We start from the raw sequence: 17,854 nt of genomic DNA, 5'->3' as shown, positions 1-17,854 counted from the left end.
CCCGCACGAGCGGGTCCAGGTGTTTAGCCGTTGCTCAGTGAGCGCTTTCAAAGCCCTCAAGCACGTTGACTGCGTTGATGCCGATTTCTTCCACCGCGTAGCCACCTTCCATCACGAACAGCGTTGGTTTGCCGAGCGCGGCAATCCGCTTGCCCATCGCCAGGTAATCCGGGCTATCGAGCTTGAATTGCGAGATCGGGTCATCTTTGAACGTATCGACACCCAGCGACACGACGATGATCTCGGCGCCATAACGGTCGATCTCGTTGCAGGCTTGATCCAGCGCCGCACTCCAGGTGTCCCAGCCGGAACCGGCGGGCAGTGGATAGTTGAAATTGAAGCCTTCGCCGGCGCCTTCACCGAGCTCGTCTTCGTAGCCGAGGAAGAACGGAAACTCCGCTTCCGGATGGCCATGGATCGAGGTGAACAATACGTCGCTGCGTGCGTAGAAAATCGATTGGGTGCCGTTGCCGTGGTGGTAGTCGACGTCGAGGATCGCGACCTTCTTGTGGCCTTGATCAAGAAACGCCTGCGCCGCAATGGCCGCGTTGTTGAGGTAGCAATAACCGCCCATCAAATCGCCGGCAGCGTGATGTCCGGGTGGGCGACACAACGCGAAGGCACTGTGTGCGCCGTGCTGGATCGCCGCTTGCGCGGTCAGTGCAACTTGCGCCGCGCTGTACGCGGCTTGCCAGGTGCCGGCGGTGATCGGTGCGCCGCCATCGAAGCTGTAGTAACCGAGTTGGCCGTGCAGGCTGGTCGGTTTGATGGCGCGCAAGGTGCGCGCCGGCCAGGTGTAGGGCAGCAAGTCGCCGTCGGTGTTGAATTCAGTCCAGCGCGCCCACGCGCCTTTGAAGAACTCGAGATAGTCGCGGCTGTGAATGCGGGCGATCGGTTCGAGGCCGAAGTCCTTCGGTGCCTCGACCGGACCCAGATGCTGGTGCTGCACGCGTTGCAGCACATGGTCGGCGCGCGAAGGCATCTCGAAGCAAGGCTTGAGCTGGCCATCGATCAATTCGCAGCGGCCATGGTGCAGGTGGTGATCATCCGAGTAGATCGTCAGCATTTGTTGTTCTCCGCAGGGGCTGATTCGGTTTGCGTCCAGTGTTGCGGCGCACAGCGATTCGGAAAACGGCAGAAGAGGCCAAAAGGGGATCGATCTGGCCAGAACCTCTGACCGCTATTCGCCCCTTGCTTGAGTAGGCCTGCCCAAGCCTGCTCCCACAAAGGAATATCAATGCGGTCGGAACTGGCTCGGCGCGACCCCACTCCAGCGCACAAACGCATGGCGAAAGCTCGCGGTCTCGCTGAAGCCCAGGGTTTCGGCGATGCGGTAGATCGGAAGTTGATCCTCACACAGCATCTGCTTGGCTCGCTCGAAGCGCAGTTCATCGAGCAGTTCCTGATAACTGCTGCCCATGTACTTCAGATGTCTGCGCAAAGTGCGCGGCGAGCATTTCATTTGCTGGGCCAGACCTTCCAGTCCCGGTGCGGCGTTCAGCTGGGCACTGAGCAATTGGCGGATACGGCCCAGCCAGGCCTGACGTCCGGTGAATTCGAGGTTCTGCTTGCGACAGCGTTCAGCCATGGCTTGGTGGGTGACGGCGTCCGCCAGCGGCAGCGGCCGGTCCAGCCAGTGGCGGTCGAAGGCGAACGCGTTGTCTTTGGCGGCGAAGTGCAGCGCTGCATTGAAGTGCTCGGCATAGCTTTCGCGGTAATCCGGTGCCTCATGTTCAAAACGGACGGCGAGCAACGGCAGCTGACCACCGAGTAAATCGTCGCAAATGACTTTGAGCGAAACCAGACAGAATTCGGCATTGAACACTGCCATCGCCGGGCTCTCGCGGTAATCGGCGGCGACAAACCAGACGCGTTCGCCGTCGTCCTCAAGACTCAGCTCGAAAAGTGTTCCCAACAGCGCCGGATAGCGGATGGCCAGGCGCAAAGCGTCACCGAAGGTGGCACAGGTCAGCAGTGCGTAGCCAAGAATTCCATAGCTGGAAACGTGCATGCGTCGGCCCAGTTCCAGACCGATATCGTGCTTGAGCGCGACCGCGTTGGCGCACACCTGCATCTCCTGATTGGTGGTGATGCGCGTGTCGGCCCGGGCCAGATCCGCCGCACTGATGCCGCTGCCGGCCAGCAATGCTTCGCTCGACAAGCCTTGATCCCTGAAGGTGTTGAGCACCAGAGAGACCGCGTTGAGGGTGGTGAGGTGGGAGTGGAGCATGAGATTTTCCAGCCTTGGGATGGCTGGAACGCAGCAAGTTATATGCCGCAGCAGCCCCTCACCCCAGCCCTCTCCCTGAGGAAGAGGGGGCCGAGCGGGGAATATTGGCGAGATACGCCGACCTGAAAAAGCTCTGCTGAATCCATAATCGACACTTTTTTTCAGGTCGGCGTATAGCGCAGGACACTAAGGCCAGTTCCCTCTCCCTCTGGGAGAGGGTTAGGGTGAGGGGAAATCGGCAGCCTTGCTCAGACCAGCTCACCACACAAATCCAGCTCCATCAGCCGCCGCACTTCAGCCGTTTCAAGACCCGCCCCCAGCAAACCATGCAACTTGCCGAACGCCGCCTCGCGGGTCATACCGCCACCGGACAGCACGCCAACCCCGCGCAAGCGGCTGCCAGCCTCGTACACGTCCAGTTCAACTCCGCCCTCGTGGCATTGCGTCACCGCGACCACCACCACGCCGTTGTCCCGCGCACGGCTTAAGCTGGCAAGGAACTCTGGATTGTCGCTCGGCCCGGTGCCGCTGCCGTAGCACTCCAGCACCAGGCCCTGAATGCCGCTGTCGAGCAAGCCGTCGAGGATCGCGGCGCCGATTCCGGGGAACAACGGCAGTACCGCAATGTTCGCCAGTAGCTTGGGCTGGTTGTAATTCAACGCTGGCGGCACAGAAGTAGCTTTCACGCCGCCCTGACGCTCCAGGCGCTTGAACGGATGACGACCGAAGCTGCGCACTTTCGCGCAGCGGGTCGGCGCCAGCAGTTCACCGTGGAAGTACAGATGCACACCCGGCGCCAAACCCTGACCGAGGGCGACCAGTGCGCCGCTGAGGTTTTCCCAGGCATCGCTATCGGTGACACCGGCCGGCAACATGGAGCCGGTGAAGCACACACGGGCATGCAGGCCGAGCAACTGGAAACTCATGGCCGCGGCGCTGTACGCCAGGGTGTCGGTGCCATGCAGGATCAGCACGCTGTCGCAGTTCTGTACATCAACTGCATCGACCACAGCCTCACGCAGTTGCTGCCAATAGGCCGGGGTCATGTTGGCGCTGTCGATCAGCGGCGACATTTCACGAAAGCGCCATTGCGGCACGACCAGTTCTGGCTGGCTGTGCAGATAGTCGCGCATCCGCGCTTCGAAACCTGACGCCGGGGCCAGGCCATTGGCACTGGCCTGCATGCCGATGGTGCCACCGGTGTAGAGCACCATGACGTTTTGCGCGGCAGGATAGGTCGACGAATTCATGAGGATTCTCCGAAAGGATGAGGTCCTGTGGGAGCGAGCCTGCTCGCGAAAGCGGTGTGTCAGTCAATGCATGCATCAACTGCCAGACTGCATTCGCGAGCAGGCTCGCTCTCACAGTTTTCCGAACTGTAACTGACGAGCGCAGGAGATGCGCCCGTCATTCACCCATCAGCGTTGCGCTGCAGGGACGCCTTGCGGCTCGACTTCAGTCTTGCCGGCGGCGGGCGGATTGGCCGGCCAGGCTTTGCGGTCCAGGTCCAGATCCGGGAATTTGCTCGAATCGAACACCGGCGTCTTGATGCCGGCCGCACGCTGGTCATCGTAGTCACGCAGGATGCGCATGCCGATCTTGAACAGCAGGAACAGCGCGATCAGGTTCACAAACGCCAGCATGGTCATGGTGATGTCGGCGAAGGCGAACACGGTGCTGAGGTTTTCGATCGCACCCCAGAAGATCAACACCAGTACCAGTGCGCGGTAGCCGATCAGCGCCTTGCGGTTTTCACCGATCAGGAAGCGCAGGTTGCTCTCGCCAAGGTAGTAGTTGTAGAGGATCGAGGTGAACACGAACAACGCCAAGGCGACCGAGATGAACATCCGGCCCCATTCACCCACCACAGCGGCCAGCGAGTTCTGGGTCAGGGCAATGCCATCGCCTTCGAAGCCCGGGGTGTAGAAGCCCGAGAGCAGGATCAGCAGCGCGGTGCAGGTGCAGATCACGAAGGTGTCGAGGAACACGCTGAACGCCTGAACCACGCCTTGCGCGACCGGGTGCTCGACCGAAGCCACAGCCGCCACGTTCGGCGCACTGCCCAAACCGGCTTCGTTGGCGAACACGCCACGCTTCACGCCCATGACGATGGCGCTACCGATCAGACCGCCGAATGCCTGGTCGAGACCGAATGCGCTTTTGACGATGGTCATCAACATGGCGGGTACGTGGTCGAATTGCAGCACGATCACGTAGAGGGTCACGCCGATGTACACCAGGGTTTTCACCGGTACCAACAGGTCAGCGACCTTGGCGATACGCTTGATCCCGCCGACGAACACCAGGCCCAGCAGCACTGCCAGGCCGAGGCCGGTGTAAGTGGTGTCGAGGCCGAAAGCGTTTTCCAGCGAGTGAGTCACGGCGTGAGCTTGCAGGCCGTTGAAGGCGAAACCGAAGGTCACCAGCAACAGGAACGCCATGACCATACCCAACCAGCGTTTCTGCAAACCATGCTGGATGTAGTAGGACGGACCGCCACGGAAGGTGCCATCAGAGTCGGTGCGTTTGTAGAGCTGGCCGAGCGAGCACTCGAAGAAGCTGCTGGACATGCCGACCAGTGCGGTTACCCACATCCAGAACACCGCACCTGGCCCACCGAGGGTCACGGCGATGCCGACACCGGCGATGTTACCTGCACCGACACGGCCGGCGAGGCTGAGCATCAGGGCCTGGAACGAGCTGAGCTGCCCGGCGCTGCTTTTCAGACTGTCGCGGAACACCGCGAACATGTGGAAGAAGTGCCGCAATTGAACGAAACGCGAGCGAATCGTGAAGTAGCTACCGAGCCCGACAATGAGCACGATCAGTACTTTCCCTGAGAGGAAGTCGTTAATGACTTCGAGCATGGATTTTTCCTCGCTGTTTTTTGTGTAAGCAAATGCTGGATAGAAGAAACATCGTGTTACACCGGTCTGCGCACGGCACGACGGGTGAGGCGAAGGTTTCGTCCCGGATCCATTTCGCGGGTTTGTTATTAGTTCGGGTTTCGCATGGGTGATGGCCTCGTTACCGACGACCGCTCACGCGAAGAGGGGCGGCACTATACCGATCAGTGGCGCGCCCGTCTGCACGGTAGTGGTGCAAGCGACGAAACGAGGTGCTGCAGAATCAAAAGATCGCAGCCTTCGGCAGCTCCTACAGGTGCACGTCAATCAATGTAGGAGCTGCCGAAGGCTGCGATCTTGGCGGTATCAAAAGCACAAAACATTCAATGTCCTGCTGCAAAGAAGTTAAAAAAAAGGGCCTGGGGACGGATCCCCAAGCCCTCAAAAGGTGAGAGGTGTCTAGTCCCTCGACCTGGTGAGCGGTGCTACAAGTAACGCGTCGGCTCAGGCTTTGAGCGGAACCAGACGCGGAGCAATCATGTTTTCCGGGCGCAGGATGTCGGCGAGCATGGCTTCGTCGAGCAGACCTTCTTCGCGCACCAGTTCCAGCACGCCGCGGCCGCTTTCAAGAGCGATACCGGCGATGCGGGTGGCGTTTTTGTAGCCGATGTACGGGTTCAGTGCGGTGACCAGACCGATCGAGTGCTCGACCAGTTCACGGCAGCGCGCTTCGTTGGCGGTGATGCCGACGATGCAGTGCTCGCGCAGCATGTCCATGGCGCGTTGCAGCAGGCGGATCGAGTCGAAGATCTTGAACGCGATCAGCGGCTCCATCACGTTCAATTGCAGCTGGCCGCCTTCGGCTGCCATGGTCAGTGCCAAGTCGTTGCCGATGACCTGGAAGGCTACCTGGTTAACGGCTTCCGGGATCACCGGGTTGACCTTGCCGGGCATGATCGAGCTGCCTGGCTGACGCGCCGGCAGGTTGATCTCGTTGATGCCGGTGCGTGGACCGCTGGACAGCAGGCGCAGGTCATTGCAGATCTTCGACAGCTTGACCGCGGTGCGTTTGAGCATGCCGGAGAACAGCACGAAGGCGCCCATGTCGGAGGTGGCTTCGATCAGGTCGGCCGCTGGCACCAGCGGTTGGCCGCTGATCAGCGCCAGACGCTGTACAGCCAGCGCCTGATAACGCGGGTCGGCGTTGATGCCAGTGCCGATCGCGGTGCCGCCCAGGTTCACTTCAGTCAGCAGTTCCGGGGCCAGCGTCTTCAGACGGGCCAGGTCTTCGCCCATGGTGGTGGCGAAAGCACGGAATTCCTGGCCGAGGGTCATCGGTACGGCGTCTTGCAGTTGGGTACGGCCCATCTTCAGGACGTGATCGAATTCTTTGCCTTTGGCCGCAAATGCCTGAATCAGGCTGTCGAGGCTGGCGAGCAGGGTGTCGTGACCCAACAGCAGACCCAGGCGGATGGCCGTCGGGTAGGCGTCGTTGGTCGACTGCGCCATGTTCACGTCGTCGTTCGGGTGCAGGTACTGGTACTCGCCTTTCTGGTGACCCATTGCTTCCAGAGCAATGTTGGCGATCACTTCGTTGGCGTTCATGTTGGTGGAGGTACCGGCGCCACCCTGAATCATGTCGACCACGAATTCTTCGTGGAAATCACCGCGGATCAATCGTGCACAGGCTTCGCTGATGGCAGCGTGCTTGGCTTCGCTCAGGTGACCCAATTCACGGTTGGCGTCAGCGGCGGCCTGTTTGACCATCGCCAGACCCACAACCAGTTTCGGGTAATGCGAAATCGGAACGCCCGAGAGGCGGAAGTTGTTCACCGCTCGCAGGGTCTGGATGCCGTAATACGCTTGAGCCGGTACTTCGAGGGCGCCAAGCAGGTCGTTTTCTGTGCGGAAAGATGCAGCGGAGGACATGATAGAAATCATCTCGATATGGACCCGGTCTGTGCCGGAACGCTGCGAATGCTAGGCTTGTGGGGAAATTTGGGCCAATGCTGTTAAGCACTGGCCTATGCACATTCGGCATAATGCCCGTGTGACGCCGCGTGCGCGGCAGACGTGTGACCTGTTTTGGTGCGTGTCCGGGAGGACGTGATGAATCTGGAAAGCAAATGGCTCGAGGACTTCAGTGCTCTGGCCGCCACCCGCAGCTTCTCGCAGGCCGCCGAACGACGTTTCGTGACTCAGCCGGCATTCAGCCGGCGGATCCGCAGCCTCGAAGCGGCGCTGGGGCTGACTTTGGTCAATCGATCGCGCACGCCGATCGAACTGACGGCGGCGGGGCAATTGTTTCTGGTGACCGCGCGCACCGTGGTTGAGCAGCTCGGCGAAGTGTTGCGTCACCTGCATCATCTGGAAGGCGGGCAGGGCGAGGTGATGCAGGTGGCCGCCGCTCACTCCTTGGCGCTTGGTTTCTTCCCGCGCTGGATCGCGCAACTGCGTAATGAAGGACTGAATATTGCCACTCGGTTGGTGGCGACCAACGTCGGTGACGCCGTGCATGCGTTGCGCGAGGGTGGTTGCGATCTGATGCTGGCGTTCTATGACCCGGACGCGGCGATGCAGATGGACCCGGAGATTTTCCCGTCGCTGCATTTGGGCCAGACCGAAATGTTGCCGGTGTGCGCGGCGGATGCCGATGGCAAACCGCTGTTCGATCTGGAAGGCGAAGCCAGCGTGCCGCTGCTCGCCTACAGCGCCGGGGCTTTTCTCGGACGCTCAGTGAACGGTTTGCTGCGCCAGCGTCAGCTGCGGTTTACCACCATTTATGAAACCGCCATGGCCGACAGCCTGAAAAGCATGGCGCTGGAAGGCCTCGGCATTGCCTGGGTGCCACAACTGAGTGTGCGTGCGGAACTGGCACGCGGTGAACTCGTTGTGTGCGGCGGCCCGCAATGGCATGTGCCACTGGAGATTCGTCTGTACCGCTGCGCACTGGTGCGCAAGGCCAACGTCCGTCTGCTGTGGCGCAAGCTAGAAGGTGGCGCCGCACAAAACACCTGAACCCATCGAATAACCCTGTGGGAGCTGGCTTGCCAGCGATTGCTGGTTGGCCAGTCTCCCTCAATGTTTGCTGACACGACGTCATCGCTGGCAAGCCAGCTCCCACAAGGGATTTGCGGTGTTTCTGGACTGACCTTCAAGTCAATAAAACCGGGCTTTTGCGGCAGATGACAGATGGTCGTGCAGGGGGCTGTTTATTGCTTTCTTTGCGGTATACTGCGCGGCCTTTGGCCGGTACGACCGGCCATTTTTCGTACAATCAAGCCACGCAACCTGCGTGGCTTGTTGTTTTTGACGCGCCTGCGGGCGCCCAGAGAGAAGAGGCGCGACGATGAGTGCACTGGTTGGCGTGATCATGGGCTCCAAGTCCGATTGGTCCACCCTTAGCCACACCGCCGATATGCTGGAAAAGCTCGGCATCCCGTACGAGGTCAAGGTGGTTTCTGCACACCGTACCCCGGATCTGCTGTTCCAGTACGCCGAAGAGGCTGAAGGCCGAGGCATCGAGGTGATTATCGCCGGTGCTGGTGGCGCAGCTCACTTGCCGGGCATGTGTGCGGCCAAGACCCACCTGCCGGTGCTGGGCGTTCCCGTGCAGTCGGCAATGCTCTCGGGCGTCGATTCACTGCTGTCGATCGTGCAAATGCCGGCCGGCATTCCGGTCGCCACCCTGGCCATCGGCAAGGCTGGCGCGATCAACGCAGCTCTGCTCTCGGCGAGTATCCTTGGCGCCAAGCATCCGCAATTCCACGCGGTGCTGAAAACCTTCCGTGCCGAGCAGACAGACAGCGTCCTGGACAATCCAGACCCACGTATTGCCTGAGGTTGTTGAGATGAAGATCGGTGTAATCGGTGGCGGCCAGTTGGGTCGCATGTTGGCCTTGGCGGGCACTCCGCTGGGCATGAACTTCGCTTTCCTCGATCCTGCGCCGGACGCTTGCGCCGCTGCGCTGGGCGAACACCTGCGGGCCGATTACGGCGATCAGGACCATCTGCGCCAATTGGCCGATGAAGTCGATCTGGTGACCTTCGAATTCGAAAGCGTCCCGGCTGAAACCGTAGCGTTCCTCTCGCAATTCGTGCCGGTCTATCCAAGCGCCGAAGCCCTGCGCATCGCGCGTGATCGCTGGTTCGAAAAGAGCATGTTCAAGGATCTGGGGATCCCGACCCCAGCCTTTGCCGACATTCAGTCACAAGCCGATCTGGATGCTGCCGTGGCTGCAATCGGTCTGCCGGCCGTGCTGAAAACCCGCACGCTGGGTTACGACGGCAAGGGTCAGAAAGTCCTGCGCAAACCTGAAGACGTGGTCGGCACTTTTGCCGAACTCGGCAGCGTTGCCTGCTTGCTGGAGGGCTTCGTGCCGTTCACCGGTGAAGTCTCGCTGATCGCCGTGCGTGCCCGCGATGGCGAAACGAAGTTCTACCCGCTGGTGCACAACACCCACGACAGCGGCATCCTCAAGTTGTCGATCGCCAGCACTGATCACCCGTTGCAGGCGTTGGCCGAAGATTATTCCAGCCGTGTGCTCAAGCAGCTTGATTACGTCGGTGTGATGGCGTTCGAGTTCTTTGAAGTCGACGGTGGCCTCAAGGCCAACGAAATCGCCCCACGCGTGCACAACTCCGGGCACTGGACCACCGAAGGCGCCGAGTGCAGCCAGTTCGAAAACCACCTGCGTGCCGTTGCCGGTCTGCCGCTGGGTTCGACGGCCAAGGTCGGCGAGAGCGCGATGCTCAACTTTATCGGCGTTGTCCCGCCGGTTGAGAAAGTCATCGCCATCGAAGGCTGCCATCTGCACCACTACGGCAAGGCCTTCAAGGCCGGGCGCAAGGTCGGTCACGCCAACCTGCGCTGCGCCGACAAGGCCACGCTTGAAGCGCAGATCCTCAAGGTCGAAGCGCTGATCGCCGAGTAAAAGAGTTTCATGTGGCAGCGACGGAACCATTCAGGGGCCGCCGTTCTCTCATGGCAGGATGCCAAAGTCTGTCTAGGCTTTGGCATATCTACCAAATCAGAGGGAAATGCCATGGGAATTATCGGAACCATCTTTATCGGCTTGATCGTCGGCCTGCTGGCTCGGTTCCTGAAACCGGGCGATGACAGCATGGGCTGGATCATGACCATCCTGCTCGGTATCGGCGGTTCGCTGGCGGCCACCTATGGCGGCCAGGCTCTGGGCATTTATCAGGCGGGCGAGGGCGCAGGCTTCCTCGGCGCGCTGGTTGGCGCAGTCGTGTTGCTGGTGATCTACGGCCTGATCAAAAAGAACTGATTCAAAGCGACAAAGTCCTCTCCGCCATCGCGGCGGGGAGGGCTAGAATGCTCGGCGTTTCAACTTCCTTTTTTTACCGAGCTCCTTCATGCGCCGTCTCCTGTTGACTCTCCTCTTGCTGGGCAGCGGTCTGGCCCACGCCAGCGAACTGCCGGAAACCGATTGGCTCGAACTGATGCCCAAGTCGGATCAAAAGGCCCTCGAGGCCATGCCTGAAATCGACCACAACTCCCCGGAAGCCACCGGCACCTTCACCGAGAAGGGGGGGATGAAGCAGGCCAAAGGTCTGCCGGCGGTCATGTACTCGACCAAAACCGTAGCGTCGATGAACGACAAGCACATCCGCATCGGTGGTTATCCGGTGCCGCTGGAATCCGACGCCAAGGGCCGCAGCACGCTGTTCTTCCTCGTGCCGTACCCGGGCGCGTGCATCCACGTGCCGCCACCGCCGCCGAACCAACTGGTGCTGGTGCGGTATCCGAAGGGTTTGAAGCTGGACGACATCTATACGCCGCTGTGGGTGAGCGGCACGCTGAAGGTCGAGAAGGTCAGCAATGACCTGGCCGATGCGGCCTATGCGCTGGAGGCGGACAAGGTGCGGGTGGTGCAGGAATCTGATCTCTGACACCACGAAACAACTGTGGGAGCGAGCCTGCTCGCGAAAGCGGTGTGTCAGGCATTTGAATGTTGACTGATACCACGCCTTCGCGAGCAGGCTCGCTCCCGCATTTTGTATTGTGCTGCTGATTAGAGCGCTTTGCTGGCGACGCTGACGCCCATCGTATGGCTCGCACCCGGTGCCAGAGTCACCACATCACTCATCACATTCGCCGTCTCGATGCACAGCATGCGCTGCCAGCCATCGTTATCCATATCGCTGAGCGCCGCAGCGCGGTCGATCCAGGGGTTCCAGATCACGGCCGTCCGCGAGCCGGTAGAGGTCAGCACGATGCGCCGTTCCCACGTCGAGTCGACGATGCTCAGTTGCGGCGGCGTATCGAGGTAGATGCGGTCGGTTTCCCCGGCAAAATGCAGATCGCCTTGCTGGCTGTGGGTCTTCCAGTCGTCCAGCGTCTCGATGTAATCCAAGCCCTTCACGCCGTCGACATGCACATTGCGTACGTCGCTGACAGCAAAGTAAGTATGCAGCGCCTGACTCAGGCTGACGGAGTCACTGCCACGGTTATGGCTGGTCAGGCTGAATTGCAGCTCATCCGACAGACGCAGCGTCAGGGTCAGATCCACCTGATGCGGCCAACCCGGCAGGCCGCCTTCGGGATAGGGCAATTTGAACTCGACCTTGATCCCGTTGCTCTCGGCTTCGATGCCGCCCAGCTCCCAATCCATCGCACGCACCAGACCGTGCGCAGGGGCCGGTTGCTCACCGGTGTACATCGCCTGCACGCTCTGCGGATTGCGTTCGAACTTGCCGAACCACGGCCAGCACACCGGCACGCCGGCACGGATGCTCTTGCCGGTCTTGAACGTGGCCTTGTCGTTGAGCCAGATGATCGGCGGCTGGCCGTCGATCTGGTAACTGAGGATGTGCGCGCCTTGCTGGGCGACCAACACTTCAGCCTGACCGTGGCGAATGCGCCAGCAGTTCAGTTCATCCAGTTTCACGGCTTCAACGTTGGGCGTGGTCATGGGACAGCTCTCGATCAGACACTTGGGACGACTATCGACCGTCAAACGGCCGTGAGGTTTAACGTGCGCGTGGTGGCACCGAACGAGTGCGGCCACTGCCGTCGATGGCGACGAAGACGAATACCGCTTCGGTCACCTTACGCCACTCGCTGGACAACGGATCGTCGCTCCACACCTCGACCATCATCTGGATCGAGCTGCGACCGATTTCCAGGGTCTGGGTGTAAAAGGACAATTGCGCTCCGACCGCCACAGGCACCAGAAACGCCATGCGATCAATGGCGACAGTGGCCACGCGGCCACCGGCGACGCGGCTGGCCATCGCGGTGCCGGCCAAATCCATCTGCGCTACCAGCCAGCCGCCGAAAATATCGCCAAAGCCATTGGTTTCGCGTGGAAGCGCGGTGATTTGCAGGGCCAGGTCGCCCTGTGGGATCGGATCTTCTTGTTCGAGTTCTATCATGCCGAGGGGCCTCTGACCCGTGACTCTTTGTTAGTGCTGCTGGTGGTAGCCGTCTTCGGGAAAAACGATTCAGCACCGAACATACTACGTTCGTCACGTTTTCCATAAGGCGCCTAAGGAGAAACTCTGCGAAACCGGCTGCGCCGATCAAAGGGCGGGCCAACAACGTTTTCGCACAGCAACCCCCTACAAACCGGGGCAAGGTTGCGAGTATATCGGTCGGTAGACTCCACGACGACCGTCCGGTTCTGATTTCGACTGTCAAATACGCGGCTCTATGTGCTTTTTCGAACAATTTGCTATGGTGCCGAACCTGCCCAAGCCACCGCCAGCGTTGTTGTGGCGGCAGATCCGACTATAAGAGAAGCCCTTGCCATGACCACAGCGCCTTCGAGCCTCGCGCAGCCCGAGCAACCCGCACGACCGTTGACCCGCAATGACTACAAGACCCTGTCGCTGTCCGCCCTGGGGGGCGCGCTGGAATTCTACGATTTCATCATCTTCGTATTCTTCGCCACCGTAGTCGGCAAACTGTTCTTCCCGGCCGACATGCCTGAGTGGCTGCGCATGATGCAGACCTTCGGCATCTTCGCCGCCGGTTATCTCGCGCGTCCGCTGGGCGGCATTGTAATGGCGCACTTCGGCGATCTGCTGGGGCGCAAAAAGATGTTCACCCTGAGCATCTTCATGATGGCCGTGCCGACCCTGATCATGGGTTTGCTGCCGACGTATGCGCAGATCGGCATGTGGGCGCCGATCCTTCTTCTATTGATGCGCGTGATTCAAGGCGCGGCGATTGGCGGTGAAGTGCCGGGGGCGTGGGTCTTTGTTTCCGAACACGTGCCGCAAAAGCATATGGGTTACGCCTGTGGCACCCTCACCAGCGGCCTGACCGCCGGTATCCTGCTCGGCTCGCTGGTCGCCACGGCGATCAACAGCCTCTATACGCCGACCGAAGTTTCCGATTACGCCTGGCGGATTCCGTTCCTGCTCGGCGGCGTGTTTGGCCTGTTTTCGGTTTACCTGCGCCGCTGGCTGCACGAGACCCCGGTATTTGCCGAGCTGCAACTGCGCAAGGCGCTGGCCGAAGAAGTGCCGCTGCGCGCGGTGCTGCGTGATCATCGCGGGGCGATCGCGATCTCGATGCTGCTGACCTGGCTGCTGTCTGCCGGCATCGTTGTGGTGATCCTGATGACCCCGACCGTGCTGCAAACGGTCTATCACTTCTCGCCAACCACCGCGCTGCAATCCAACAGCCTGGCGATCGTATTTCTGAGTTTTGGCTGCATCATTGCCGGCGCGCTGGCGGATCGCTTTGGCGCCGGGCGCGTATTCGTGTTCGGTTGCCTGGGCCTGCTGATCAGCTCCTGGACCTTCTATCACAGCCTTGCCGATCACCCGAACTGGCTGTTCCCGCTGTATGCCCTGACCGGTTTGCTGGTCGGCACCATCGGTGCGGTACCGTATGTGATGGTCAAGGCGTTCCCGCCGGTGGTGCGCTTCAGTGGCTTGTCGTTTTCCTACAACGTGGCGTACGCAATCTTCGGTGGCCTGACGCCGATGATCGTCAGCCTGCTGCTGAAAGAAAGCCCGATGGGGCCTGCCTACTATGTGGCGGTGCTCTGCGCGGTGGGAATCCTGGTGGGGGCGTGGCTCTGGAAGAAGGGGCGCTGATCCGAAATCTCCTCGGTAGTCACGACCCTTTCGCGAGCAGGCTCGCTCCCACACTTGGAATGCGTTCCCGGTGTGGGAGCGAGCCTGCTCGCGAATGGGCGCCTCGAATCATCTTTTAAAACCCGAATGCTGGCCTTTCATCCAATTGTCATATTTCAGCCATAGAGTGTTCACACGGCCTGCTGATACTTGGCCCCGACTTAACACACCCTATCTGCTAGGAGTAAGGCATGAAACTGAAGCGTTTGATGGCGGCAATGACTTTTGTCGCTGCTGGCGTTGCGACTGCCAACGCGGTTGCCGCTGTTGACCCTGCTATCCCGAGCTACACCAAGACCACCGGTGTGTCGGGCAACCTGTCCAGCGTCGGCTCCGATACCCTGGCCAACCTCATGACCCTGTGGGCTGAGAACTACAAAAAAGAATACCCGAACGTAAACATCCAGATTCAGGCCGCCGGTTCTTCGACCGCGCCACCTGCGCTGACTGAAGGCACCGCTAACCTGGGCCCGATGAGCCGCAAGATGAAGGATAACGAGCTGCAAGCCTTCGAAACCAAATATGGCTACAAGCCAACCGCTATCCCGGTTGCCGTGGACGCCCTGGCTGTATTCGTACACAAGGACAACCCGATCAAGGGTCTGACCATGGAGCAAGTCGACGCGATCTTCTCGTCCACTCGCCTGTGCGGTGCTAAAACCGACGTGAAAACCTGGGGTGACCTGGGTGTGACTGGCGACCTGGCCAACAAGCCGGTTCAGCTGTTCGGTCGTAACTCGGTATCGGGCACCTATGGCTACTTCAAAGAAGAAGCCTTGTGCAAAGGCGACTTCAAGCCAAACGTCAACGAACAACCAGGTTCGGCTTCGGTCGTGCAGTCGATCAGCTCCTCGCTGAACGGCGTTGGTTACTCGGGCATCGGCTACAAAACCGCAAGCGTGAAAACGGTAGCTCTGGCCAAGAAAGGCAGCACCGATTTCATCGAAGACACCGAAGAAAACGCCCTGAACGGCAAGTACCCGCTGTCGCGCTTCCTCTACGTTTACGTCAACAAGGCCCCGAACAAGCCTCTGGCCCCGCTGGAAGCCGAGTTCGTGAAACTGATTCTGTCCAAACAGGGTCAGGAAGTGGTTGTGAAAGACGGCTACATCCCACTGCCGGCCAAGGTTGCTGCAAAAGCACTGGCTGACCTGGGTCTGCAAGAAGGCGGCGCTGTCGCCAAGAAGTAACAAATTGAGTCCGAGGTGAACCCCTTCGGACTCAGGTGAAAGGCCGGATCTGCCCGCAGACCGGCCTTTTATACACCTCTCAAATTTTCGATCCTCTGCCAGCTCTGTTGGCGGTGGATTTGCTGCGTCACTGCATTGTCATCTTTCTGTCATACAGGATCGCTAGGGTGAGCGCATGAATGATCTGGCCAATTCCAACATGACTACAAATCCTCCCAAGCGCATTGACTTCAATACGCCTGAGCTGCAACGCAAGCGCCGCATTCGCGCGCTCAAGGATCGCTTCACCCGCTGGTACGTCCTCGTTGGCGGCCTGGCGGTGCTGGTAGCCATCACCCTGATCTTTTTCTTCCTCGCCTACGTCGTCGCGCCGCTGTTCAAGGGTGCCGATCTGACCGTGAATGATGCCATCACCCCGGCCTGGATGCAGGACGCCGGCAAGCCGCTGATGATTTCGCTCGAAGAACAGAATCAGGTGGCCATGCGCGTTTCCGACAAGGGCCAGGCGCTGTTCTTCGATATCGACAGTGGTGCTGAACTGAGTCGCGTCGATCTGCCGTTGCCGGCAGGCGCAACCGTGACCTCCATTGGTAAAGACCAGCCAGGTCATCCGCTCGTGGCCGTAGGCTTGTCCAACGGTCAGGCACTGGTGTTCCGACACACCTATAAAGTCAGCTACCCCGACAGCAAGAAAACCATCAGCCCGGCTATCGAGTATCCGTACGGCAACACGCCGATCACGTTGAACGAAAGCGGCGGTGCGCTGGAGCACGTCAGCCTCAATGCCACTGATTCGACCCTGATGCTGGTGGGCTCGACCGGTTCGCAACTCAATGTTTTGTCGCTGACCAGCGAAGAAAACATGATGACTGGCGAAGTCACCAACGAGCAGAAGCGTATTGATCTGCCGCAGATGACCGAGCCGGTGAAAAACATCTTCGTCGACCCGCGCCAGCAGTGGCTGTATGTGGTCAACGGTCGTGCCCAGGCCGACGTGTTCAGCCTGCGCGACAAGAGCCTCAACGGTCGCTATAAATTGCTCGAAAACGCTGACGCTGAAGTCACCGCGACCACGCAACTGGTCGGCGGTATCTCGCTGATCGTCGGTGACTCCAAAGGTGGTCTGGCCCAGTGGTTCATGGCCCGCGACCCCGATGGCGAGCAGCGCCTGAAGCAGATTCGTACGTTCCAGATGGGCAAGGCGCCAATCATTGAGATCACCGCCGAAGAGCGCCGCAAAGGCTTCCTCGCGCTGGATGCCGACGGCAAGCTCGGCGTGTTCCACAGCACCGCGCACCGTACCTTGCTGGTCGATCAGGTTGTTGAAGGCCAGGGCCTGTTCGGTCTGTCGCCACGCGCCAACCGCGTCATCGTCGAAGCCGGCGGCAAGCTGCAACCGCTGCTGCTCGACAACCCGCACCCGGAAGTGTCCTGGAGCGCGCTGTGGAGCAAGGTCTGGTACGAGAACTACGACGAGCCTAAATACGTCTGGCAATCGACTGCGGCCAACACCGATTTCGAACCGAAACTGAGCCTGTCGCCACTGACCTTCGGCACCCTGAAAGCCGCGTTCTACGCGATGCTGCTGGCTGCGCCGCTGGCTGTTGCCGCCGCGATCTACACCGCGTACTTCATGGCGCCGGGCATGCGCCGCAAGGTCAAACCGGTCATCGAGCTGATGGAAGCGATGCCGACGGTGATCCTCGGTTTCTTCGCCGGTCTGTTCCTCGCGCCTTATGTAGAAGGACATTTGCCGGGCATCTTCAGCCTGCTGATGTTGCTGCCGATCGGCATTCTGGTGGCCGGTTTCACCTTCAGCCGTCTACCTGAGTCGATCCGCCTGAGAGTTCCGGATGGCTGGGAAAGTGCGTTGCTGATTCCGGTGATCCTGTTTGTGGGCTGGCTGTCGCTGTACATGAGCCCGTTCATGGAGAACTGGTTCTTCGGCGGCGACATGCGCATGTGGATCTCCCACGATCTGGGCATCACCTACGACCAGCGCAACGCTCTGGTAGTTGGTCTGGCCATGGGTTTTGCGGTGATCCCGAACATCTACTCGATCGCCGAAGACGCCGTGTTCAGCGTGCCCCGTGGTCTGACCCTCGGCTCGCTGGCCCTCGGTGCCACGCCGTGGCAGACCATGACCCGCGTGGTGATCCTCACCGCCAGCCCGGGCATCTTCTCGGCACTGATGATCGGCATGGGCCGTGCGGTCGGTGAAACGATGATCGTGCTGATGGCCACCGGTAACACCCCGGTCATGGAAATGAACCTGTTCGAAGGCCTGCGCACCCTGGCTGCCAACGTCGCGGTGGAAATGCCCGAGTCGGAAGTCGGCGGCAGCCACTACCGCGTGCTGTTCCTCTCGGCGCTGGTGCTGCTGTTGTTCACCTTCGTCATGAACACCCTGGCAGAACTGATTCGTCAGCGTCTGCGCAAGAAATACTCGTCGCTTTAAGCAAAGGTAGAAGTCT

General features: G+C 60.2%; 15 protein-coding genes. 8 read left to right on the top strand and 7 right to left on the bottom strand.

Features of this window, described 5'->3' with window-relative positions; translation table 11 throughout:
* Nucleotides 1-34: 34 nt before the first annotated feature.
* The 5 genes from AB4P97_RS23340 to aspA all read right to left on the bottom strand — a co-directional run bounded on the left by AB4P97_RS23340 (nt 35) and on the right by aspA (nt 7,005).
* A complete protein-coding gene (locus AB4P97_RS23340) occupies nt 35-1,066 on the bottom strand; it encodes a histone deacetylase family protein (protein ID WP_042561831.1) in 1,032 nt (343 codons plus the stop codon).
* 168 nt (nt 1,067-1,234) lie between these two features.
* On the bottom strand, nt 1,235-2,230 hold the full coding sequence (locus AB4P97_RS23335) for an AraC family transcriptional regulator (protein WP_395601673.1): 996 nt from the start codon (nt 2,228-2,230) through the stop codon (nt 1,235-1,237).
* A 248-nt stretch (nt 2,231-2,478) separates the two neighbouring features.
* Nucleotides 2,479-3,480: an asparaginase gene (locus AB4P97_RS23330; RefSeq protein WP_395601672.1), complete on the bottom strand. Its 1,002-nt coding sequence runs from the start codon at nt 3,478-3,480 to the stop codon at nt 2,479-2,481.
* Nucleotides 3,481-3,648: 168 nt separating this feature from the next.
* Nucleotides 3,649-5,097, bottom strand: coding sequence for a sodium:alanine symporter family protein (locus AB4P97_RS23325; RefSeq protein WP_042561827.1), 1,449 nt, complete (start codon nt 5,095-5,097; stop codon nt 3,649-3,651).
* 483 nt (nt 5,098-5,580) lie between these two features.
* Entirely contained in the window at nt 5,581-7,005 is a 1,425-nt protein-coding gene (gene aspA, locus AB4P97_RS23320) for an aspartate ammonia-lyase (RefSeq protein ID WP_042561826.1), read from the bottom strand.
* A gap of 180 nt (nt 7,006-7,185) precedes the next feature.
* Here aspA and AB4P97_RS23315 point away from each other — a divergent pair, with 180 nt between their 5' ends.
* The 5 genes from AB4P97_RS23315 (at nt 7,186) to AB4P97_RS23295 (ending at nt 10,992) form a co-directional block, all read left to right on the top strand.
* Nucleotides 7,186-8,094, top strand: coding sequence for a LysR substrate-binding domain-containing protein (locus AB4P97_RS23315; RefSeq protein WP_042561825.1), 909 nt, complete (start codon nt 7,186-7,188; stop codon nt 8,092-8,094).
* A 331-nt stretch (nt 8,095-8,425) separates the two neighbouring features.
* Nucleotides 8,426-8,917, top strand: a complete 492-nt coding sequence (purE, locus tag AB4P97_RS23310; RefSeq protein WP_007954291.1) for a 5-(carboxyamino)imidazole ribonucleotide mutase — start codon at nt 8,426-8,428, stop codon at nt 8,915-8,917.
* A gap of 10 nt (nt 8,918-8,927) precedes the next feature.
* Nucleotides 8,928-10,010: a 5-(carboxyamino)imidazole ribonucleotide synthase gene (locus tag AB4P97_RS23305; RefSeq protein ID WP_042561824.1), complete on the top strand. Its 1,083-nt coding sequence runs from the start codon at nt 8,928-8,930 to the stop codon at nt 10,008-10,010.
* A 111-nt stretch (nt 10,011-10,121) separates the two neighbouring features.
* Nucleotides 10,122-10,367: a GlsB/YeaQ/YmgE family stress response membrane protein gene (locus AB4P97_RS23300; RefSeq protein ID WP_016772475.1), complete on the top strand. Its 246-nt coding sequence runs from the start codon at nt 10,122-10,124 to the stop codon at nt 10,365-10,367.
* Between the two features lie 88 nt (nt 10,368-10,455).
* On the top strand, nt 10,456-10,992 hold the full coding sequence (locus tag AB4P97_RS23295) for a DUF3299 domain-containing protein (protein WP_042561823.1): 537 nt from the start codon (nt 10,456-10,458) through the stop codon (nt 10,990-10,992).
* Nucleotides 10,993-11,114: 122 nt separating this feature from the next.
* On the opposite strand, the gene AB4P97_RS23290 is transcribed toward AB4P97_RS23295, so the two are convergent.
* On the bottom strand, nt 11,115-12,014 hold the full coding sequence (locus AB4P97_RS23290) for a D-hexose-6-phosphate mutarotase (protein ID WP_047304235.1): 900 nt from the start codon (nt 12,012-12,014) through the stop codon (nt 11,115-11,117).
* Nucleotides 12,015-12,072: 58 nt separating this feature from the next.
* Entirely contained in the window at nt 12,073-12,477 is a 405-nt protein-coding gene (locus AB4P97_RS23285; protein WP_003229628.1) for an acyl-CoA thioesterase, read from the bottom strand.
* Nucleotides 12,478-12,852: 375 nt separating this feature from the next.
* Here AB4P97_RS23285 and AB4P97_RS23280 point away from each other — a divergent pair, with 375 nt between their 5' ends.
* The 3 genes from AB4P97_RS23280 (at nt 12,853) to AB4P97_RS23270 (ending at nt 17,838) form a co-directional block, all read left to right on the top strand.
* On the top strand, nt 12,853-14,151 hold the full coding sequence (locus AB4P97_RS23280) for an MFS transporter (protein ID WP_042561821.1): 1,299 nt from the start codon (nt 12,853-12,855) through the stop codon (nt 14,149-14,151).
* Between the two features lie 230 nt (nt 14,152-14,381).
* Nucleotides 14,382-15,380, top strand: a complete 999-nt coding sequence (locus AB4P97_RS23275; protein WP_042561820.1) for a phosphate ABC transporter substrate-binding protein PstS — start codon at nt 14,382-14,384, stop codon at nt 15,378-15,380.
* A 424-nt stretch (nt 15,381-15,804) separates the two neighbouring features.
* A complete protein-coding gene (locus tag AB4P97_RS23270; RefSeq protein WP_181818473.1) occupies nt 15,805-17,838 on the top strand; it encodes an ABC transporter permease subunit in 2,034 nt (677 codons plus the stop codon).
* Nucleotides 17,839-17,854: the final 16 nt, after the last annotated feature.

The organism is Pseudomonas sp. A1230 (assembly GCF_044218825.1).
GTDB lineage: Bacteria > Pseudomonadota > Gammaproteobacteria > Pseudomonadales > Pseudomonadaceae > Aquipseudomonas > Aquipseudomonas iridis.
This window is presented reverse-complemented; position numbering and strand designations above follow the sequence as displayed.